At 63.8% G+C, this 18,911-nt stretch carries 22 protein-coding genes; 16 read left to right on the top strand and 6 right to left on the bottom strand.

Annotated elements, in window-relative coordinates:
• Nucleotides 1–956, top strand: a 956-nt coding sequence (gene eno, locus G3574_RS02440) for a phosphopyruvate hydratase (protein ID WP_163960410.1), incomplete at its 5' end; no start/stop codon positions are given.
• A 63-nt stretch (nt 957–1,019) separates the two neighbouring features.
• A complete protein-coding gene (ftsB, locus tag G3574_RS02435; protein ID WP_163960409.1) occupies nt 1,020–1,364 on the top strand; it encodes a cell division protein FtsB in 345 nt (114 codons plus the stop codon).
• Nucleotides 1,365–1,430: 66 nt separating this feature from the next.
• Here the strand turns inward: ftsB and hslO are convergent, their stop codons facing one another.
• Nucleotides 1,431–2,354 (bottom strand): Hsp33 family molecular chaperone HslO, encoded by a 924-nt coding sequence (gene hslO, locus G3574_RS02430; RefSeq protein ID WP_163960408.1) that lies wholly within the window; start codon nt 2,352–2,354, stop codon nt 1,431–1,433.
• On the bottom strand, nt 2,354–2,878 hold the full coding sequence (locus G3574_RS02425; RefSeq protein ID WP_163960407.1) for a gamma carbonic anhydrase family protein: 525 nt from the start codon (nt 2,876–2,878) through the stop codon (nt 2,354–2,356). The genes hslO and G3574_RS02425 overlap by 1 nt, the downstream gene beginning before the upstream one ends.
• Before the next feature lie 49 nt (nt 2,879–2,927).
• Between G3574_RS02425 and G3574_RS02420 the strand changes: the two genes are divergently transcribed.
• On the top strand, nt 2,928–3,776 hold the full coding sequence (locus G3574_RS02420) for a ferritin-like domain-containing protein (protein WP_163960406.1): 849 nt from the start codon (nt 2,928–2,930) through the stop codon (nt 3,774–3,776).
• A 128-nt stretch (nt 3,777–3,904) separates the two neighbouring features.
• On the top strand, nt 3,905–4,156 hold the full coding sequence (locus G3574_RS02415; RefSeq protein WP_163960405.1) for a hypothetical protein: 252 nt from the start codon (nt 3,905–3,907) through the stop codon (nt 4,154–4,156).
• Nucleotides 4,157–4,167: 11 nt separating this feature from the next.
• Here G3574_RS02415 and G3574_RS02410 read toward each other — a convergent pair whose 3' ends face one another.
• Nucleotides 4,168–5,847 carry an acyl-CoA synthetase gene (locus tag G3574_RS02410; protein ID WP_163960404.1) on the bottom strand — a complete coding sequence of 560 codons (1,680 nt, stop codon included), beginning with the start codon at nt 5,845–5,847 and terminating at the stop codon, nt 4,168–4,170.
• Nucleotides 5,848–5,970: 123 nt separating this feature from the next.
• Here G3574_RS02410 and G3574_RS02405 point away from each other — a divergent pair, with 123 nt between their 5' ends.
• The 10 genes from G3574_RS02405 (at nt 5,971) to G3574_RS02360 (ending at nt 15,177) form a co-directional block, all read left to right on the top strand.
• Complete coding sequence (locus tag G3574_RS02405; protein ID WP_163960403.1) at nt 5,971–6,849, top strand: alpha/beta fold hydrolase; 879 nt, start codon at nt 5,971–5,973, stop codon at nt 6,847–6,849.
• 118 nt (nt 6,850–6,967) lie between these two features.
• Nucleotides 6,968–7,804 (top strand): 3',5'-nucleoside bisphosphate phosphatase, encoded by an 837-nt coding sequence (locus G3574_RS02400; protein WP_163960402.1) that lies wholly within the window; start codon nt 6,968–6,970, stop codon nt 7,802–7,804.
• 228 nt (nt 7,805–8,032) lie between these two features.
• Nucleotides 8,033–8,911 (top strand): protease HtpX, encoded by an 879-nt coding sequence (htpX, locus tag G3574_RS02395; RefSeq protein WP_163960401.1) that lies wholly within the window; start codon nt 8,033–8,035, stop codon nt 8,909–8,911.
• Between the two features lie 53 nt (nt 8,912–8,964).
• Nucleotides 8,965–9,588: an L-threonylcarbamoyladenylate synthase gene (locus tag G3574_RS02390; RefSeq protein WP_163960400.1), complete on the top strand. Its 624-nt coding sequence runs from the start codon at nt 8,965–8,967 to the stop codon at nt 9,586–9,588.
• Nucleotides 9,589–9,702: 114 nt separating this feature from the next.
• Nucleotides 9,703–10,362, top strand: coding sequence for a site-2 protease family protein (locus G3574_RS02385; protein ID WP_163960399.1), 660 nt, complete (start codon nt 9,703–9,705; stop codon nt 10,360–10,362).
• A 6-nt stretch (nt 10,363–10,368) separates the two neighbouring features.
• Nucleotides 10,369–11,571: a tryptophan--tRNA ligase gene (locus tag G3574_RS02380; RefSeq protein ID WP_163960398.1), complete on the top strand. Its 1,203-nt coding sequence runs from the start codon at nt 10,369–10,371 to the stop codon at nt 11,569–11,571.
• A 4-nt stretch (nt 11,572–11,575) separates the two neighbouring features.
• Entirely contained in the window at nt 11,576–12,208 is a 633-nt protein-coding gene (locus G3574_RS02375; RefSeq protein WP_163960397.1) for a class I SAM-dependent methyltransferase, read from the top strand.
• A gap of 86 nt (nt 12,209–12,294) precedes the next feature.
• Nucleotides 12,295–13,173, top strand: a complete 879-nt coding sequence (gene dapA / locus G3574_RS02370) for a 4-hydroxy-tetrahydrodipicolinate synthase (protein ID WP_163960396.1) — start codon at nt 12,295–12,297, stop codon at nt 13,171–13,173.
• 52 nt (nt 13,174–13,225) lie between these two features.
• The gene (gene bamC, locus G3574_RS02365; RefSeq protein WP_163960395.1) at nt 13,226–14,377 is read left to right on the top strand and encodes an outer membrane protein assembly factor BamC; all 1,152 of its coding nucleotides are present in this window, start codon (nt 13,226–13,228) and stop codon (nt 14,375–14,377) included.
• Nucleotides 14,378–14,400: 23 nt separating this feature from the next.
• Nucleotides 14,401–15,177: an MBL fold metallo-hydrolase gene (locus G3574_RS02360; protein WP_163960394.1), complete on the top strand. Its 777-nt coding sequence runs from the start codon at nt 14,401–14,403 to the stop codon at nt 15,175–15,177.
• An 18-nt stretch (nt 15,178–15,195) separates the two neighbouring features.
• On the opposite strand, the gene cadR is transcribed toward G3574_RS02360, so the two are convergent.
• Entirely contained in the window at nt 15,196–15,642 is a 447-nt protein-coding gene (gene cadR, locus G3574_RS02355) for a Cd(II)/Pb(II)-responsive transcriptional regulator (RefSeq protein WP_163960393.1), read from the bottom strand.
• Between the two features lie 72 nt (nt 15,643–15,714).
• On the opposite strand from cadR, the gene G3574_RS02350 reads away from it, so the two are divergent.
• Nucleotides 15,715–16,389: a cation transporter gene (locus G3574_RS02350; RefSeq protein ID WP_163960392.1), complete on the top strand. Its 675-nt coding sequence runs from the start codon at nt 15,715–15,717 to the stop codon at nt 16,387–16,389.
• Between the two features lie 144 nt (nt 16,390–16,533).
• Here the strand turns inward: G3574_RS02350 and G3574_RS02345 are convergent, their stop codons facing one another.
• Nucleotides 16,534–16,827 (bottom strand): hypothetical protein, encoded by a 294-nt coding sequence (locus G3574_RS02345; RefSeq protein ID WP_163960391.1) that lies wholly within the window; start codon nt 16,825–16,827, stop codon nt 16,534–16,536.
• 293 nt (nt 16,828–17,120) lie between these two features.
• Complete coding sequence (locus tag G3574_RS02340; RefSeq protein ID WP_163960390.1) at nt 17,121–18,242, bottom strand: ribosomal protein uL16 3-hydroxylase; 1,122 nt, start codon at nt 18,240–18,242, stop codon at nt 17,121–17,123.
• A 97-nt stretch (nt 18,243–18,339) separates the two neighbouring features.
• On the opposite strand from G3574_RS02340, the gene G3574_RS02335 reads away from it, so the two are divergent.
• Entirely contained in the window at nt 18,340–18,894 is a 555-nt protein-coding gene (locus G3574_RS02335) for an FKBP-type peptidyl-prolyl cis-trans isomerase (protein ID WP_163960389.1), read from the top strand.
• The last annotated feature ends 17 nt before the right edge of the window (nt 18,895–18,911 follow it).

Here is an 18,911-nt window from a genome sequence, read left to right as displayed (position 1 = left end):
CCACCCTGGCCGTCTCCATGGCCGTGGCCAAGGCCGCCGCGGAAGAATCCGGCCTGCCGCTGTACCGCTACTTCGGCGGCTCCGGCGCCATGCAGATGCCGGTGCCGATGATGAACGTCATCAACGGCGGCGCGCATGCCGACAACAACCTCGACCTGCAGGAATTCATGATCATCCCGGTGGGCGCGCCGTCCTTCCGCGAAGCCATCCGCTATGGCGCCGAGGTGTTCCACACGCTCAAGAAGATCCTGCACGACAAGGGCCTGACCACCGCCGTGGGCGACGAAGGCGGCTTCGCGCCTTCCGTGGCCAACCACGAGGATGCCATCAAGCTGATCCTGCAAGCCATCGAGCAGGCCGGCTACGAGCCGGGCACGCAGATCGCGCTGGGCCTGGACTGCGCGGCCTCCGAGTTCTACAAGGAAGGCAAGTACGTGCTGAGCGGCGAGGGACTGTCGCTGAGCTCGGGCGACTTCACCAACCTGCTGGCGACTTGGTGCGACAAGTACCCGATCATCTCCATCGAGGACGGCATGGCCGAGAACGACTGGGATGGCTGGGCGACGCTGACCAATGCGCTGGGCAAGAAGGTGCAGCTGGTGGGCGACGATTTGTTCGTGACCAACACCAAGATCCTGCGCGAAGGCATCCAGAAGCACATCGCCAACTCCATCCTCATCAAGATCAACCAGATCGGCACGCTGACCGAGACCTTCGCGGCGATCGAGATGGCCAAGCGGGCGGGCTACACGGCGGTGATCTCGCACCGTTCGGGCGAGACGGAAGACTCGACGATCGCGGACATCGCGGTGGGCATGAACGCGCTGCAGATCAAGACGGGATCGATGTCGCGTTCGGACCGCATGGCCAAGTACAACCAGCTGCTGCGCATCGAGGAAGACCTCGGCGACATCGCCAGCTATCCGGGTCGCGGCGCGTTCTACAACCTCCGCTGACCGGCATCACCAGGGCAGGGCATGGCGCCTTGCCCTTTTTCGTTAGTTTCGTAGCGGTTTCCCATGCGTCTCATCACCCTCGGCCTGTTGGCATTGCTCGTCCTGATCCAGTACCCGCTATGGTTGGGGAAGGGTGGATGGCTGCGTGTTTCGGATCTCGATCGACAGGTGGTTGCGGCCCAGAAAAAGAATGACGAGCTCAAGGCGAGAAACGCAAAGCTCGGTTCGGAAGTCCAGGACTTGAAGGAAGGGACTGAAGCCGTGGAAGAGCGGGCCCGTTTCGAACTTGGCATGATTAAGGAAGGCGAGATCTTCGTCCAGATCCTGGACGCGAATCAGAAGCCTGCGGAAAACGCGCCGCCTCCGCCACCTCCGCCGCCTGCACCACCTAAGCAGGGCGCGCGTTAAACGCGTCAGACCGCCGCAGCTTATATGATCCCCGCCTTCGCGGGGATGACATCACCGCTTGATACCTCAGTGCCTGGCCGGTCCCGCTGTCTGCGTGCCGTCCGCATTGTCTGCCGCGAACAGCTGGGCGCAATCGACCGCATCGAATTCATAATGCTGGCCGCAGAAATCGCAATCGATTTCGAGGCTGCCGAGATCGCGCAGCGCTGAATCCACTTCCTCCTTGCCGAGCATGCGCAGCATGTTGCCGACTTTCTCGCGCGAGCAGCTACACTTGAAGCTTGGATGGCGGGGTTCGAAGACCCGGATGGTCTCCTGCCAGAAGAGGCGATGCATCAGCGTCTGGATATCGGTGGACAGCAATTCCTCCGAGCGGACCGTCGACGCCAGGGTGACCGTATGGTTCCAGGTATCGAGGTCGTCTTCCACGGCCGCGCCCGTCCCGCCTTCCTTCGGCAGTTTTTGCAGCAACAGGCCGCGCGAGACGTGCTCGTTTGCCGCCAGCCAGAGCTTGGTATCGAGTTGCTCCGAGCGCAGCATGTAGTTCTCGATCACCACCGACACCGAGTCGCCGTCGAGCGGCACGATGCCCTGGTAGGGCTGCTGCCCGGGCAGCTTGTCCCTCGGGTCCAGGGTGATCACGAAACGGCCGTTGCCGTGCACGTTCACCAGGTCGGTCAGCGTCGCGTCGTCCAAGATGTCGACGTCCGGCAGGAATTTCGCCGTGGCGCGCAGGTGCAGTTCCGAATCGCATTCGATCACGAGCAGCTTGACCGGGCCGTCGCCGTGCATCTGCATGATGATCATGCCGTTGAACTTCAGGTTCGCGGACAGCAGGGCGGCTGCCGCCAGCATTTCACCCAGCAGGTTGCGCACGGCGGCGGGGTAGTTCTTGCGTGCCAGGACCTGCTTCCAGGTATCGGATATCTCGACCAGTTCGCCACGTACGGCTGAGTTCTCGAAGATGAATCGTTGCAGCGAGTCTGTCATCAACCAATCCGCTTGAGCTGTTGTTTGAAAAGCCGGCCGCGTTCCACGTAGCTCGCGGTGCCGGCCTGCATGCGCCGGACATCCTCTTCGGTCAGGGTGCGCACCGCCTTCGCGGGCGAACCGATGATGAGCGAATTGTCCGGGAATTCCTTGCCTTCCGTGACCAGCGCGCCCGCGCCCACGAGGCAGTTCTTGCCGATTTTTGCGCCATTCAGAACGACAGCCTGGATACCGACCAGCGAGCCGTCGCCGATCGTGCAGCCATGCAGCATGGCCTGGTGGCCGACGGTCACGTTCTTGCCGATCGTCAACGGAATGCCCGGATCGGTGTGCATGACGGTGCCTTCCTGCACGTTGCTGTCTTCGCCGATGGTGATCAGTTCATTGTCGCCGCGGATGGTGACGTTGAACCAGATGCTGGCATTCGCTTCGACGCGCACTTTGCCGATAACGTTCGCCGATTCGGTGACATAGGCGGAAGGATGGATGTCAGGGGCGTGGTCGCCCAATTGGAAGATGGCCATGGATTTTCGTAGAATGTTGCGCTTCAAACCTTTATTTTACCTTCCTTGCATGAAGCCTTCGCCCAACCCGGTCCGGATTCCCCCGGTCATTGAACTGCGTCATGCCGCACTCGCCCTGCTTGCGGAATCCGATCCCCGGGATAAGGCGGCCGGCACCGCCGCGCTATGGCGGTCCTGGCAGGAGTCGCCCGGACACGTCGATCCTGCGGCGGCGCTGGACCCGGGCTCGCTCATGCCGGGCATGTCCTTGCCCGGGCGGCCTGAACGCCCTGAACTCGTGCCGCCGCTCGGCGTCAAGCATCGCTCCATGCATACCGTCGAGGGACGGGCGGCCATGATCCATGCCCTGGCGCACATCGAGTTTAACGCCATCAACCTCGCCCTGGATGCCATCTGGCGCTTTACCGGCATGCCGCCGGATTACTACGCCGACTGGCTGCGGGTGGCGGGGGAAGAGGCCTTGCACTTCAACCTGCTGCGCGGCCACCTCGCCACGCTCGGCTACGACTACGGCGATTTCCCTGCGCACAACAGCCTGTGGGACATGGCGGAAAAGACGGCGGGCGACGTCCTGGCCAGGATTGCCCTCGTGCCCCGCACCATGGAAGCGCGCGGACTCGACGCCTCGCCGCCGGTGCGCGCCAAGCTCGCGCAGGCCGGCGATGCCGCCGCCGCCGCCATCCTCGACATCATCCTGCGCGACGAGATCGGCCATGTCGCCACCGGCAACCGCTGGTTCGGATGGCTCTGCCGGCAGCGCGGCCTCGACCCGGTGGCCACCTACGAAGAACTTGCCGCGCGGTACAAGGCGCCCGTCCCGCGCGGCCCATTCAACCTCGAGGCGCGACGGGCGGCCGGTTTCAGCGACGCCGAGATGGCTGCCTTTATGCCGTCCTGAAGCGCACAGGACTGCGGCGGTCCGCACGCCGTTGCGTTGCGTCGCGTCAATTCGGCCTGGCCTTCCTGAAACTTCGCCAATCGTCCCGGGTCGATACGGTGTTCCCGTTGCCGAACCAAGGATCTGCCATGAAACGCCGAACGTACCCGCTGGCTGCCGCCATCCTGCTGGTGGCTGGCCTCGCCGCCTGCCAGAAGCAGGAATCCACCGCACAGCCCGGACCCGCCGAACGGGTAGGCAAGCAGATCGACCAGGCCACCGCCAAGGCGGGCGAAGAGCTCAACAAGGCTGCCGCGAAGGCCGGCGCGGAAATGAAGGACGCCGGTCAGAAGCTGCAGGAGAAAGCCAGCGACGCCCAGGCCGACAACGAAAAGAAATAAGCCGAACTCCTTCAGTCAGCCTGCGCCCGTTCCTGCTCCCGCAGGCGCAGGATGCGCCGCTGCACCTTGCCAGTGGTCGTCATCGGCAATTCCTCGATGAACTCGATCTCCTTCGGATATTCGTAGGGCGCGAGCTTGCCACGCACGTGTTCCTGCAGTTCGCGCACCAGACGCGCGTCGTCCTCGGGACTGCGCGCCGTGCCCGCCACCAGCACTACATAGGCTTTCACCAGCGCGCCGCGTTCCGCGTCCGGCTTGGGCACGACGGCGGCGTTCGCCACCGAAGGATGCTTCACCAGGCAGTTCTCGATCTCCGACGGCCCGATGCGATAGCCGGCCGCCTTGAACATGTCGTCGGCACGGCCCTGGTACCAGAGATAGCCGTCCTCGTCCATGCTCGCCAGGTCGCCCGTGCGGCACCAGTCGCCGGTGTACTTGGCCTGGGTTGCTTCCGGATTGCGCCAGTAGCCGAGGAAGAAGATCGGATCGGGGTGGCCGTGGATGTCGGTGCGGCGGATCGCCACTTCGCCGATTTCCCCCGGCTTGGCGCGGTTGCCCTCGTCGTCGATCACCGCGACCAGGTGGCCGGGGTAGGGTCGTCCCATGCTTCCCGGCTTGGCCGGCCAGCGCCGGGCGCTGTTGCCGACGATGTAGTTCATCTCGGTCTGGCCGAACATTTCGTTAGGCGTGACGCCAAGGGCGGTCTCGCACCAGTTGAACACCGCGTCGCCGACCGCTTCGCCCGCGCTCATGATGGCCCGCAGCTTGAGCTTGAACCTGTCGCGCGGCGCCGGAAAGGCTTTCATCATCATCTTCAGCGCGGTGGGAAACAGGAAGGTGTTGGTGACGCCGTATTTTTCGAGCAGGGCGAATGCGGTGTCTGCGGAAAATCGCCCGCGATAGCCGACGATGGGCTTGCCGAAATAGAGGGTGGGGAGCAGGGCGTCCATCAGGCCCCCGGTCCATGCCCAGTCGGCGGGCGACCAGAAGACATCGCCATCCTGCGGGAACCAGTTCTGGGAGGCGACGAAACCCGTCAGGTTGCCGATGATGGCGGCATGCGGGATCAGGGCGCCCTTGGGCGCGCCGGTGGTGCCGCTGGTGTAGATCAGCACCGCTGGATCGGAATGCCGCGTGCGCACCGGCATGAAATGCTCGAGCGCCGACTGCATCTCCTCCGCCCAGTCGAGCGCGCCGGGCAGGGCGCAGTCGACGGCGATCACCTCGCGCAGCGCGGGGCACTGGGCGCGTATCTCCTGCAGGGCCGCCGCTGCCGCCTGGTCGACGATCGCCACCACGGCTTCGCTGTTCTGCAGGCGGTATTCCAGCGCGTCCGGACCGAACAGGATGGACATCGGCATGGCCACCGCGCCGATCTGGTGGCAGGCGATGTGGGCGACCGCGGTTTCGACCCGCTGCGGCAGGATGATCGCGATGCGGTCGCCGCGCCGGGCGCCGCGCGCCTGCAGCACGTTCGACAGGCGGTTCGCCTGGCGCTGCAATTCGGCGTAGGTCAGGGTGCCGGAGTATCCCTGGTCGTCTTCGTAGTACACCGCGATGCGACCGTCATCGCCGGCCCATCGCGCGCAGCACACCTCCGCGATGTTGAATTCGTCAGGCACCTGCCAGCGGAATCCGTTGTAGAGTTCGTCGTAGTCGTCGCGCTGGGAGCGGCGGTCTGTGTGGGCCATCTTCTCTCCGGTATAATCTTCGGTCTATCTTGCCTTCCGCCTGGCGGCATCCTTGCCGTTCTGCCAAGCGAGCCGTCCGATTCTAATTCGATATCCGCTGCCTTGCAGCTTCTCATCATCACCATGAAACCATCTCGTTCGGAATTCCTGGACATCCGCGGCCTGAAATACCACGTGCGCCATTGGGGCGAGCCGGGCGCGCCAAAGCTGTTCATGCTGCACGGCTGGATGGACGTGGCGGCCTCGTTCCAGTTCGTCGTCGACGCCCTGCCGCGCGACTGGCACGTGATTGCACCAGACTGGCGCGGCTTCGGTTTGACGGAAAGCAATCATTCCGATACCTACTGGTTTCCCGATTATCTCGGCGACCTCGACGCCATCCTCGATCATTACTCCGCCGGCATCCCCGCCAATCTCATCGGCCACAGCATGGGCGGCAACATCGCCTGCATCTACGCCGGCGCGCGTCCTACCCGCGTTGCCAGGCTGGTGAACCTCGAAGGCTTCGGCCTGCCCGGCAGCCGTCCCGACCAGGCGCCGGAGCGCTATGCCAAGTGGATGGACGAGCTGCGCCACATTCCCAAGATGCGGCCCTACGGCAGCCTGGAAGAGGTGGCCACGCGCCTGCAGCGGAACAATCCGCGGCTGAGCACCGAGCGCGCCGCCTTCCTCGCGGCGCACTGGGCCTCCCAGAATGCGGATGGCGAATGGATCATCCTCGGCGACCCGGCGCACAAGCTGAGCAATCCCGTCCTGTACCGCATCGAGGAAGTGCTTGCCTGCTGGCGTGCGATCAAGGCCGACGTGCTCTGGGTGGAAGCGGAAGACACAGATGCCTTGCGCTGGATGGGCCCGAAGGAAAGCGCCCGCGAGGAAATCGACCGGCGCATCAAGGCGCTGGCCAAGGTGAGCACCGCCGTGCTCGGCGAAGCCGGCCACATGCTTCACCACGACCAGCCGGAACGCCTGGCCGAATTGATCGAATCCTTCATTCCGCGCTGACGACCGCCCGGGGCCGGAGGCTTGGCGGCCCGGCAAGACATCGTCCGGCATGAATTCCCCGGCGTCTCGTCGTACAATGGAGGCCAGCGCTTCCATTTCCGTTTCTCCTGCCCGAACCATGCTCAACGTCGATCTCCATTGCCATTCCACCGTTTCCGACGGAGCCCTCGCTCCGGCCGAGGTGGCTGCGCGCGCCAGCGCCAATGGCGTGCAGGTCTGGGCCTTGACCGACCACGATGAAGTCGGCGGCATCGCCGAAGCCCGTGCGGCGGCGGACGCGCTCGGCATGCGCTTCGTGCCCGGCGTGGAAATCTCGATCACCTGGTCGGAGAAGACGGTGCACATCGTCGGCCTGCAGATCGACGAGCGCAACGAGGACCTCGTGCGCGGCCTCGCCAGCACCCGCAGCGGAAGGGAGCGGCGCGCCCGCGAAATGGCCGCGCAGCTTGCGGCGGTCGGCATCGAGGGTGCCTACGAGGGCGCGCTGGAATTCGTCGGCAACCCCGACCTCATCTCGCGTACCCACTTCGCCCGCTTCCTGGTGGAGAAGGGCGTCTGCCAGGACACCGCCGAGGTGTTCCGCAACTACTTGACGGACGGCAAGCCGGGGTTTGTCCCGCATCGCTGGGCCACGCTCAAGGAAGCGGTCACCTGGATCCGCGGCGCCGGCGGCACGGCGGTTGTCGCGCATCCGGGACGCTACGATTTCTCCGACATGCAGCTCGATGCCTTGCTTACCGAATTCAAGCAGCTCGGCGGCACCGGCGTGGAGGTCGTCACCGGCAGCCATACGGTCGAGGAATATGGCATCTTCGCCGGCGTGGCCAGGCGCTATGGCCTGCTGGCATCGCGCGGCTCGGATTTCCATGCGCCCGGCGAGTCGCCCATCGATCTCGGCGCGCTGCCGCCGCTGCCTGAATCGCTCACGCCGGTCTGGAAGGACTGGCAGATCTGACCGGACGGGCAGCCCCAGGCTGCCGTTGCAGTTACCGCTTCCTCCCTCATCACGCGCATCCTCCGTCGCGCGAATGGCCATGGGTCACGCCGCGCGTGACCGATCCTTCCAGTTTTTCTCACCAACTCTTCCGCCTTTGCGGGCTGTCTTTGTGGCATCATCCAGCCACTTGAAATTTCATTCATTTAACCCCATTTCGCTCTTGCCTTCATCCAAGGAGACAAACGCATGAAACGCATTTTCCTGTTCCTGGCCACGAACCTCGCCGTCATGCTGGTCATGTCGGTCGTGCTGTCGCTGCTTGGGGTGAATCGCTTCCTGACGGCGAACGGCCTGCAACTGGGCACGCTGATGGTGTACTCGCTGGTGGTCGGCTTCACGGGCGCGATCATCTCTCTGCTGCTGAGCAAGACCATGGCCAAGTGGTCGACCGGCGCGCGCGTCATCGACACGCCGTCCTCCTCGACCGAGCTCTGGTTGCTGGACACCGTCAAGCGCCTGGCCGACCGGGCGGGCATCGCCATGCCCGAGGTGGCAATCTACGAAGGCGAGGCCAATGCCTTCGCCACGGGCGCCTTCAAGAATTCCGCGCTGGTCGCCGTCTCCACCGGCTTGCTGGAAGGCATGACGAAGGAAGAAGTGGAAGCCGTGCTCGGCCATGAAATCGCCCACGTCTCCAATGGCGACATGGTCACCCTGACCCTGATCCAGGGCGTGGTGAATACCTTTGTGGTGTTTCTGGCGCGCGTGGTGGGCTTCTTCGTCGATCGCATGCTGTCGCGCGACGATAACCGCGGCCCGGGCATCGGCTACATGATCACCGTGTTCGTATGCGAGATCCTGTTTGGCATCGTCGCGTCGATGATCGTGGCATGGTTTTCGCGTTACCGTGAATTCCGCGCCGACGCGGGTTCGGCCAAGCTGCTCGGTTCGCCCCAGCCGATGGTGAAGGCGCTGGCCCGCCTCGGCGGCCTCGAGCCGCCGGAAAGCATGCCCCAGGCATTCAAGTCGTTCGGTATCAATGGTGGCGGATCCGGTTTCGCGGCGCTGTTCGCGAGCCATCCGCCGATAGAGGAGCGCATCGCTGCCTTGCGAAGCGCCCAATAAACCTGATCTTTTCCGAACGGCGGCTGTCTAGCGACACCGCCGTTCTTCTTTTCATGAGCCAATACTTTCAAATCCATCCGGAAAATCCGCAGCTCCGCCTCATCAAGCAGGCGGCCCAGATCGTGCACGGCGGCGGCATCGTCGCCTTGCCCACCGACTCCTGCTACGCGCTGGTCTGCCACCTCGACGACAAGCAGGCGGTGGAACGCCTGCGCCGGCTGCGTGGCGTCGACGACAAGCACCACCTGACGCTGCTGTGCCGCGACCTCAGCGAAATCGCCCAGTACGCCAAGGTCGACAATCGCCAGTACCGCATGCTGAAGGCCGCCACGCCGGGACCCTTCACCGTCATTCTCGAGGCGACCCGGGAAGTGCCGCGGCGGCTGTCCCATCCGTCGCGCAAGACCATCGGCCTGCGCGTACCCGAAAATGCCATCGCGCACGCCCTGCTCGAGGAACTCGGCCAGCCATTGCTGGGAACCACGCTCATCCTGCCCGACGAACGCGACCCGCTGACCGACCCCGAAGAGGTGCGCGAACATCTCGAAAAGCAGATCGAGCTGGTCATCGACGGCGGCGCCTGCAGCATGGAGCCGACCACGGTCGTCGACCTGACCGCGAGCGAACCCGAGTTGGTGCGGCAGGGCAGGGGAGACCCGGCGGTTTTCGGGCTGTAGAGCAGGGCCGCCGCACATGTCCTTCCCGCACGGGCCGCGCCCCGCGGGCTCGCCTGCATGCCCGGACGCAATCCGGGACGGCAGCCCTTCCTCGCTCTGTTAGAATCACCCCTCATGGATGACATCATACAAACCCTTGCCGTTTACGCATTGCCGGTGATCTTCGCCATCACCCTGCACGAAGCGGCCCATGCCTATGCCGCGCGCTATTTCGGCGACTCCACGGCCTACATGCAGGGGCGCATGAGCCTCAATCCGGCCAAGCACATCGATCCCTTCGGCACCCTCATCATTCCCGTGCTGCTGTACGTGGCAACCTCAGGTGCCTTCCTCTTCGGCTATGCCAAGCCGGTGCCCGTGGAATACGGTAACCTGCGCAACCCCAAGCGCCAGATGGCCTGGGTGGCGCTCGCGGGCCCTGCCGCCAACTTCATCATGGCTTTCCTGTGGTCGGTGCTGGGCATCCTGCTCAATGCCATGGACGTCGACGAGCCCTTCTTCCTGAAGATGGCCCACGCCGGCATCCTCACCAACCTGGTGGTGTTCGCCTTCAACCTTTTTCCCATTCCGCCGCTCGACGGGGGAAGGGTGGTCACCAGCTTCCTGCCGCACAAGTACGCCTACAAGTTTTCCCGCATCGAACCCTACGGCTTCTTCATCGTGATGGCCCTGGTGATGCTGAAGGTGCTGTATTTCTGGATGGTGCCGGTCATGAGCCTGGCCAGCACCCTCCTGCAACTGCTGCTTTCCCCCCTGACCCTACTTTTTAGCTGAACGACTATGTACCCAGACCGCGTTGTTTCCGGAATGCGCCCGACTGGCGCGATGCATCTTGGCCACTATCACGGTGCGCTCAAGAACTGGATCAAGATGCAGTCCGAACTGCCCTGCCTGTTCTTCGTCGCCGACTGGCATGCGCTGACGACGCACTACGACGACCCGAGCATCATCGAGTCCAGCACCTGGGACATGGTGATCGACTGGCTCGCCGCCGGCATCGATCCGTCGCAGGCGACCATCTTCATCCAGTCCAAGGTGCCGGAGCACGCCGAGCTGCACCTGCTGCTGTCGATGGCCACGCCCCTCGGCTGGCTCGAGCGCGTGCCGACCTACAAGGACCAGCAGGAAAAGCTCGCCGACCGCGACCTCGCCACCTACGGCTTCCTCGGCTACCCGCTCCTGCAGGCGGCCGACGTGCTGATCTACCGCGCCAGCCAGGTGCCGGTGGGCGAAGACCAGGTGCCGCACATCGAGATGATGCGCGAGCTGGCGCGCCGCTTCAATCACTTGTACGGCAAGGAAAAGGGATTCGAGGACAAAGCCAAGGAAGCCGTCAAGAAGCTCGGCAGCAAGCGCGCCAAGCTGTATACCGAGCTGCGCGCCGACTACCAGGAGAAAGGCAATGCCGACGCGCTGGAACAGGCCAAGGCCATGCTGGACGAAGCACAGAACCTGTCGCAGATCGACCGCGAGCGGCTCTTCGGCTACCTCGAAGGCAGCCGCAAGATCATCCTCGTCGAACCCCAGGCCAAGCTGACCGAAGCCTCGCGCATGCCCGGCCTCGACGGGCAGAAGATGTCCAAGAGCTACGGCAATTCCATCGCCCTGCGCGAAGACCGTGAATCGGTGATCAAGAAGATGCGCACCATGCCCACCGACCCGGCGCGCGTGCGACGCACCGATCCGGGCGAACCGGAGAAGTGCCCGGTCTGGCAGCTGCACAAGGTGTATTCCGACGACGCGACCAAGGAATGGGTGCAGAAGGGCTGCCGTTCGGCAGGCATCGGCTGCCTCGAATGCAAGCAGCCGGTGATCGATGCGGTGCTCAAGGAGCAGGAGCCGATGCGCGAGCGCGCGCAGAAGTATCTCGACGATCCCTCGCTGGTGCGCGCCATCGTGGCCGACGGCTGCGAGGCCGCCCGCAAGCTGGCCCAGGAAACCATGCGCGACGTGCGTGAAGCCATGGGTCTGAGCTATAGCTGAGACCATGAGCGCCGATTCGCTGCCCGCTTCCGAGCCGGCTTCCCAACCTGCGCCCGGACCCCATGCCGCGCAAGACCAGCCCTCGGCCTGGGTGCTTCGCTTCGCGCCGCTGATCCCGTCTGGAGAGGTGCTCGACCTTGCCTGTGGCGGCGGCCGGCACGCCCGCCTGCTGGCCGCGCTCGGCCATCCCGTGCTGGCTGTCGACCGCGACGCCGAGGCCCTGGCCCGCGCCGCCCAGGAGGGCATCGTTACCTGGCAGGTCGATCTCGAAGGCACCGACGAAGCGCCGGCCGCCTGGCCGTTTCCGGCGGCGGCCTTCGCCGGCGTGGTGGTCACGAACTACCTCCACCGGCCGCTGTTCCCCGGCATCCTCGATTGCCTCGCGCCCGGCGGCGTGCTCATCTATGAGACCTTCGCCACCGGCAACGAGCAGTTCGGCAGGCCGTCTAGCCCGCGTTTCCTGCTGCAGCCCGGGGAACTGCTCGAGATGGCGCGCGACAGCGAACTGCGCGTCATCGCCTACGAAGACGGCTATGTCGATGCCCCGAAGCCGGCCATGGTGCAGCGCATCTGCGTCATGAAGGCCGCGCCCGGACAGCCGGCGACCGCCTTGCGCATCGATGGCCGGGCAGGCTGAAGGCGCGGAATGAACGCCGGGGTTTCCCCACGGGAGCGGACATCCGCTACAATCATCGCTTTACCTCATTCGGTTATCAGATCACCATGATTCAAGGCAGCATCGTCGCCATCGTCACTCCCATGCATCCGGACGGCAGTCTCGACCTGCCTGGTCTGCGCAAGCTGATCGACTGGCATATCGCGGAAGGCACGGACGGCATCGTCATCGTCGGCACCACCGGCGAGTCGCCGACGGTGTCCGTCGAAGAGCATTGCGAACTGATCCGGCTCGCGGTCGAACACACCGCGAAGCGCATCCCGGTCATCGCCGGCACGGGCGGCAATTCCACGGCGGAAGCCATCGAGCTGACCCGCTACGCCAAGGAAGTCGGCGCCGATGCCTCCCTGCTGGTCGTCCCCTATTACAACCGCCCGACGCAGGAAGGCATGTACCAGCACTTCCGCAAGATCGTCGAGTCGGTGGACCTGCCCGCCATCCTGTACAACGTTCCCGGCCGCACCGTGGCCGATATGTCCAACGAGACCATCCTGCGCCTCGCCGAAGTTCCTGGCGTGATCGGCGTGAAGGATGCCACCGGCAACATCGGGCGCGGCACCGAGCTGCTGCGCCTGGCGCCCAAGAGCTTCTCGGTGTACTCCGGCGACGATCCGACCGCGATGGCGCTGATGTTCTGCGGCGCGCGCGGCAATATCTCGGTGACCGCCAACGTTGCCCCGCGCGGCATGCATGAACTCTGCATGGCCGCCATGAACGGCAAGGTTGCCGAGGCGGTGGCCATCAACAACAAGCTGCTGCCGCTGCATGCCAAGCTCTTCGTCGAGCCGAATCCCGTGCCGGTCAAGTGGGCGATGGCCGAGATGGGCCTGATGCCGGCCGGCATCCGCCTGCCGCTCGTGCCGCTCGCCGATTCCCTGCACGACACGGTGCGCGCCGCGCTGCGCGAATCCGGCGTATTACAATAAGCGCCGCCTCCATAGCGGCCGGGCAACTTCCTGAGACTTTTCTAGCTTCGACATGACTATTCGCAACAAGACTCTGATCGTACGACGTGGACTTCCCCTTGCGCTGGCAGTGGCCGGTTTGGCCGGCTGCAGCTCGGTCGGATCGTTGCTGGAACCGGACAAGGTCGAATATAAAAGCGCAGGCAAGGCGCCTACTCTCGAAGTGCCGCCGGACCTGACCCAGCTCCAGCGGGAAAACCGCTATGCCATTCCCGATACCAACCGCGGCACCGCCACCGCGTCGGGCTTCAACCAGGCGCAGGGCGCTCGTCCCTCCACCGGCGTGGTCATCGCCGCCAACAGCGCGCCCGACATGCAGATCCAGCGCGCCGGCAGCCAGCGCTGGCTGGTCGTGAAGCAGGCCCCCGAAGTCCTTTGGCCGCAAGTGAAGGACTTCTGGCAGGATTCCGGTTTCCTCATCAATTCCGAAAACCCGCAGGCGGGTGTCATGGAAACCGACTGGGCGGAAAACCGCGCCAAGATTCCCCAGGACATCATCCGCAGCACCATCGGCAAGGCGCTGGATTCCCTGTACTCCACCGGCGAGCGCGACAAGTTCCGCACCCGCCTGGAACGCGGACCGGATGGCACGACCGAGATCTACATCAGCCATCGCGGCATGCAGGAAGTCCTGGTCGGCACGCAAAAAGACACCACCATGTGGACGCCGCGCAATCCGGATCCCGAACTCGAGGCCGAATTCCTGTCGCGCCTGATGGCCCGGCTCGGCGCCGACAATGCACGCGCTCAGGTCACCAAGGCCAGCGTCGAGAGCACGCCGATGCAGCCGGTGCGGGCCCGCATGGTCAAGGATGCGAATGGCAACTACGTCCAGGTCGACGAAGCCTTCGACCGCGCATGGCGGCGTGTCGGTCTGGCGCTCGACCGCGTCGGCTTCACCGTGGAAGACCGCGATCGCACCGAAGGCGTGTACTTCGTGCGCTACATCGACCCGAACACCGATGCCAAGACGGAGAAGGGCTTCTTCGCCAAGCTCTTCAGCTTCGGCTCCGACGACAAGGCGAAGACGGCGCAGCGTTATCGCGTGAAGGTGCGTTCCGTCTCCGGCAACAGCCAGGTCCAGGTCCAGGATGGCAGCGGAAAGCCTGACAATTCCGCCGCCGCCGACAAGATCCTGTCGCTGCTCAACGAACAGCTCAAGTAAGTCCCACTTCCGACGTCTTTCTCTTGAAATTTGCCAGCCTTGGGAGCGGCAGCGAAGGCAATGCGCTCCTGATCACCGCCGCATCCGGCACGACCAGCACTACGGTCATGCTGGACTGCGGCTTCACCATCCGCGAAACAGAACGCCGACTGGAGCGGCTCGGCGTGCAAGCCGGGAGCCTGTCCGGGGTGATCGTCACGCATGAGCATTCCGACCATGTCGGCGGCGTCTTCAAGTTCGCGCGGCGGCACCGCATCCCGGTGTGGCTTTCCTACGGCACGTATCAGGCGGCGCGACGCGACGCCGACGGCGTCGAGGTATCGCTTTGCCGCGATGGCGAAGCCTTCAGCATCGGCGACCTGCTGCTGCTGCCCTACACCGTGCCGCATGATGCGCGCGAGCCGCTGCAATATGTCGCGAGCGATGGCGCCCGCCGGCTTGGCGTGCTGACCGACGCGGGCCATGTCACGCCTTACCTCGTAGAAACCCTGGGCGGATGCGATGCCTTGCTGCTCGAATGCAATCACGATCTCGAGATGCTCGCGAATTCCACCTATCCACCTTCGCTGCGCCGACGCATCGGCGGCAAGTTCGGCCATCTCTCGAATGCTTCCAGCACGGACATCCTGCGCTCGCTCGACAAGTCCCGGCTGAAGACCGTCATTGGCGCCCACCTGAGCAAGCAGAACAATACGCCGCAATTGGCGCAAGCCGCGCTGGAAGAGGGTATCGGCGGCATGGCGATCGCACTGCGCATCGCCTGCCAGGAAGAGGGCTTCGGCTGGACCGACGTTATCTAGCAAGCATTTCGCGTCCGCTTAGTGTGCTGCACGCTCCGCATTGCCATCATGGCAGGCGCACTCTTGGCGTTCGGCCGACTCCGACAGGTTCTGCATGATGGCGCAGGTGCCGATCGACTGCGGCGCGCCGCATTGGTGGCGCAGCGTGGTCAGTTGCGTCTCCAGCTGGCGCAGCGCCATGACCTGTTCGCGGATCCGCTCGATATGATGATCCAGCAGCCGGTTGACTTCCTCGCATCCCGCGGCCGGATCATCCTTCAAATCGAGCAGGACGCGAATGTCCGCCAGGGACATTTGCAGCGACCGGCAGTGGCGGATGAATTGCAGCCGCTCGAGCTGGTCTTCCCGATAGGCGCGGTACCCCGCCGTATTGCGGGCCGGCTCCTTGATCAGTCCGCTTCGCTCGTAATAGCGCACCGTTTCCACGTCGGTGCCCGCCCGTTTCGCCAATTCGCCAATTCGCATCGTCACTCCTGAAAATCGCTTGACCCTGTAGCGGCTACAGGGTTTGTAATCGCAATATACAAGAAAGGAGTGATGATGTCTGCGTGCTGTAATGGAGGATGTTCTTCGGACAAGCCGCCCGTCGATCCGGCGTATCGACGCGTGCTGTGGATTGCCCTGGTGTTGAATGCGGGAATGTTCGTGGTTGAGATGCTTTCAGGGTGGAATGCCGGGTCGGCATCCCTGCTCGCGGACGCCGTGGACTTCTTCGGCGACGCCGCCAACTATGGCGTGTCGCTGTTCGTACTCGGACTCGCCCCGGTGTGGCGCTCGCGAACCGCGCTGGTCAAGGGCGCGATGATGGGGCTGTACGGCGCCGGCGTGCTTGCCGTGACCGGCTGGCATGTCTTCAGCGGCACGGTGCCCAAGGCGGAGACCATGGGCCTGATCGGCATGCTGGCGCTGGTCACGAACGGATTCGTGGCGGCGCTGCTGTACGCTTACCGGAATGGCGATTCAAACATGCGCGCCGTCTGGCTCTGCACCCGCAACGATGCGATTGGCAACGTGGCCGTGATGCTTGCGGCGCTCGGCGTGTTCGGTACGGGCACGGGCTGGCCGGACGTCGTGGTCGCGGCGTTCATGGGTGTGCTCGGCTTGATGGGCGCGCGCACGGTGATCCTGCATGCATTGACTGAATTGCGCAGCGAGGCGAAACCGCAATACCGCCCGGTGAAGGCGCGCGGCGTCGTGCTGAAACGCCGTTAGGAAAACGACGCTGAGGACGATGCGGAAAACGATACCGGTACTTGTCCCGGGGAGAGCTCAAACCAGCGCATTCAGGCCGTGCAGAACTGGACAGGCATGAAAAAAGCCGACCGGATGGTCGGCTTTGCTTTTGTAATCTGACGATTACTTGGAAGCGGATGCGCCTGCAGCAGCAGCGGGTGCGGAAGCAGCCGGTGCGGAAGCAGCGGGAGCAGCAGCGTCTGCGGAAGCAGCGGGTGCGGAAGCAGCCGGAGCAGCGGGAGCAGCAGCGTCTGCGGAAGCAGCCGGTGCGGATGCAGCGGGAGCAGCGGGTGCGGTGTCGGCCGGTGCGGATGCTGCCGGAGCCGGTGCGGGTGCGGGAGCAGCAGCTTCTTCTTTCTTGCCGCAAGCAGCCAGAGCAACAGCCAGCAGGGAAGCGATCAACAGGGTCTTTTTCATGAATGTTCCTTCAAGGTTTATCAAAATATTGTGCGCGATGAATAATTACCGGTAATTATCGCTCGTAGGCGTTTTCAACAGGAAACTAGATTGTTGCACTGCGACGGCTGAAAACTTCCTAACACGCAATTATAGCGAACTTTTTGCAACAGGAGAGGACGCTCATATCGGAAAGTCAGCGTTTTGTAAGCATGCAACGGTTCTGATTCCGCGGGGAAAAGCAAAGCGCTCCCCAATCGCGTCCCGCCTTGCAGCATCCTTGAAACAAGGTGCGCCGGTCGGCGCACCGGACCTCAACCCAGTTCCAGCCAGCCGTCCTCGTACCACGCAAGAAGCGCTTCGAAAACGTCTTCCGACACGGCGCCGACCTCCTCGGGCGCCAGTCTTCGCGCATCGGCAAGACGAACCAGCGAAGGCTTGTCGGCGCGTCCCGCACGGAACGATTCACCATTGATGAAGACGTGACCGCCGCGATACAGCATGCGCGTCTTGCGCGAGAGCGCCACGCCGCGCTTGAGCGCGGCACTGCGGAAGCGCGCGGGCGACAAGGGCTTGTCGGGCGAGTCGAAGAATACTGTGGACTTCGGTTCGGAGAGATACTCGCCGAGGAAGACGGTGATGTCGTCTTCGGAAAAGCGGATCTTCGCGATCTCTTCGCTCACCTTGCCCACCATGGCCGTGCTGATTTCGGCGGGATGCCTTACCGGTGCCAGGTCAGGGTCGGCATACCGTCCTTCGATCTCGATGGTGTCGGCCATGAATTGCAGGAAGGCTTCGGCGAGTTCCTGGTAGTGCGGCGTGCGGAAGCCGATCGAGTAGGTCATGCATTCACCCTCCGCGATGCCGTCATGGGCATAGTGCGGCGGCAGGTAGAGCATGTCGCCAGGCTCGAGCACATACTCTTCCTGGGGACGGAAGTTCTTCAGGATCTTGAGCGGCATGCCTTCGACGAGCGACAGGTCCTTCTGCGCCCCGATGCGCCACCTCCGCTTGCCGTGCGCCTGCAGCAGGAAAACGTCATACGAATCGAAGTGCGGACCGACGCCGCCGCCGTCGGTTGCGTAGCTGATCATGAGGTCGTCGAGGCGCGCGTCGGGCAGGAAGCGGAACTGCTGCATGAGCTGGTCGGCGGCATCGTCGTGCAGGTTCACGCCTTGCACGAGCAAGGTCCATTGCTCCTTCGCGACGGAAGGCAGCGCGGACAGCGGGCCCTTCTGCATTTCCCAGTGATTGTCGAAGTGAGAGATGAGGCGCGATTCGACGTCGTCGCGCGAGGCCATCTCGAACAGGGCCTCGCGCTTCAGCAGGGCCTGGAATCCGGGAATGGCCTGGCGGATCAGCAGCGGTTTCTTGTGCCAGTAATCACGCAGGAATTGTTGCGGCGTCATACCGCCGAGCAAAGCAAGTTTTGTCATGGATCGGGTGAGGAGGAAGTGCGGCGAATGCGGACGCAAGCGGTCCGGTCTTGGGCTGGAGCGTATAATGCCAGTCTGTCATTTGAAAGGAAAGACCATGAAGATTGCCAAGAATACCGTCGTCTCTGTTCATTACACGTTGTCGGACGCGCAGGGCAACCTGATCGAGGAAGGCCGCGAACCCATGGTCTACTTGCACGGCGGCTACGAAAACACGCTGCCGAAGATCGAAGAGGCGCTGGATGGCAAGGAGCCCGGTTTCGAAACCATCCTCCAGGTCGAACCGGAAGATGCCTTTGGCGAGTATGACGCCGATCTCGTGAAGATCGAATCGCGCAGCCGCTTGCCCGAGCCGATCGAGGTCGGCATGCAGTTCGAAGGCACGCCCGACAGCGACGACGCCGGCGATGAATCCATGATCTTCACCGTCACCGAGATCGCCGACGACAAGGTCGTGCTCGATGGCAATCATCCGCTCGCCGGCATCGCGCTACGCTTCGCGCTCAAGGTCGCCGAGGTGCGCGCGGCAAGCGATGAAGAAGTCTCGCACGGTCATGTGCATGGCGCGCATGGTCACCACGGTCATGACCACGGCGACGACGAGGATGAAGGCGAGGCGGGCGATCATTTCCGCAGCCATCCGCTGCAGTAAAACCGAAGTACCGATTC

The organism is Noviherbaspirillum galbum, assembly GCF_010974945.1.
Taxonomy (GTDB): domain Bacteria; phylum Pseudomonadota; class Gammaproteobacteria; order Burkholderiales; family Burkholderiaceae_D; genus Noviherbaspirillum; species Noviherbaspirillum galbum.
Note: the sequence above shows the minus strand (reverse complement) of the source record. Positions and strands in the feature narration are given on the sequence as shown.

Excerpts from the sequence above, each read along its gene's own strand:
- ftsB (WP_163960409.1), top strand. The coding sequence starts at position 1,020 with ATGCGTCTCATCACCCTCGGCCTGTTGGCATTGCTCGTCCTGATCCAG.
- hslO (WP_163960408.1), bottom strand. The coding sequence starts at position 2,354 with ATGACAGACTCGCTGCAACGATTCATCTTCGAGAACTCAGCCGTACGT.
- G3574_RS02425 (WP_163960407.1), bottom strand. The coding sequence starts at position 2,878 with ATGGCCATCTTCCAATTGGGCGACCACGCCCCTGACATCCATCCTTCC.
- G3574_RS02420 (WP_163960406.1), top strand. The coding sequence starts at position 2,928 with ATGAAGCCTTCGCCCAACCCGGTCCGGATTCCCCCGGTCATTGAACTG.
- G3574_RS02415 (WP_163960405.1), top strand. The coding sequence starts at position 3,905 with ATGAAACGCCGAACGTACCCGCTGGCTGCCGCCATCCTGCTGGTGGCT.
- G3574_RS02410 (WP_163960404.1), bottom strand. The coding sequence starts at position 5,847 with ATGGCCCACACAGACCGCCGCTCCCAGCGCGACGACTACGACGAACTC.
- G3574_RS02405 (WP_163960403.1), top strand. The coding sequence starts at position 5,971 with ATGAAACCATCTCGTTCGGAATTCCTGGACATCCGCGGCCTGAAATAC.
- G3574_RS02400 (WP_163960402.1), top strand. The coding sequence starts at position 6,968 with ATGCTCAACGTCGATCTCCATTGCCATTCCACCGTTTCCGACGGAGCC.
- htpX (WP_163960401.1), top strand. The coding sequence starts at position 8,033 with ATGAAACGCATTTTCCTGTTCCTGGCCACGAACCTCGCCGTCATGCTG.
- G3574_RS02390 (WP_163960400.1), top strand. The coding sequence starts at position 8,965 with ATGAGCCAATACTTTCAAATCCATCCGGAAAATCCGCAGCTCCGCCTC.
- G3574_RS02385 (WP_163960399.1), top strand. The coding sequence starts at position 9,703 with ATGGATGACATCATACAAACCCTTGCCGTTTACGCATTGCCGGTGATC.
- G3574_RS02380 (WP_163960398.1), top strand. The coding sequence starts at position 10,369 with ATGTACCCAGACCGCGTTGTTTCCGGAATGCGCCCGACTGGCGCGATG.
- G3574_RS02375 (WP_163960397.1), top strand. The coding sequence starts at position 11,576 with ATGAGCGCCGATTCGCTGCCCGCTTCCGAGCCGGCTTCCCAACCTGCG.
- dapA (WP_163960396.1), top strand. The coding sequence starts at position 12,295 with ATGATTCAAGGCAGCATCGTCGCCATCGTCACTCCCATGCATCCGGAC.
- bamC (WP_163960395.1), top strand. The coding sequence starts at position 13,226 with ATGACTATTCGCAACAAGACTCTGATCGTACGACGTGGACTTCCCCTT.
- cadR (WP_163960393.1), bottom strand. The coding sequence starts at position 15,642 with ATGCGAATTGGCGAATTGGCGAAACGGGCGGGCACCGACGTGGAAACG.
- G3574_RS02350 (WP_163960392.1), top strand. The coding sequence starts at position 15,715 with ATGATGTCTGCGTGCTGTAATGGAGGATGTTCTTCGGACAAGCCGCCC.
- G3574_RS02345 (WP_163960391.1), bottom strand. The coding sequence starts at position 16,827 with ATGAAAAAGACCCTGTTGATCGCTTCCCTGCTGGCTGTTGCTCTGGCT.
- G3574_RS02340 (WP_163960390.1), bottom strand. The coding sequence starts at position 18,242 with ATGACAAAACTTGCTTTGCTCGGCGGTATGACGCCGCAACAATTCCTG.
- G3574_RS02335 (WP_163960389.1), top strand. The coding sequence starts at position 18,340 with ATGAAGATTGCCAAGAATACCGTCGTCTCTGTTCATTACACGTTGTCG.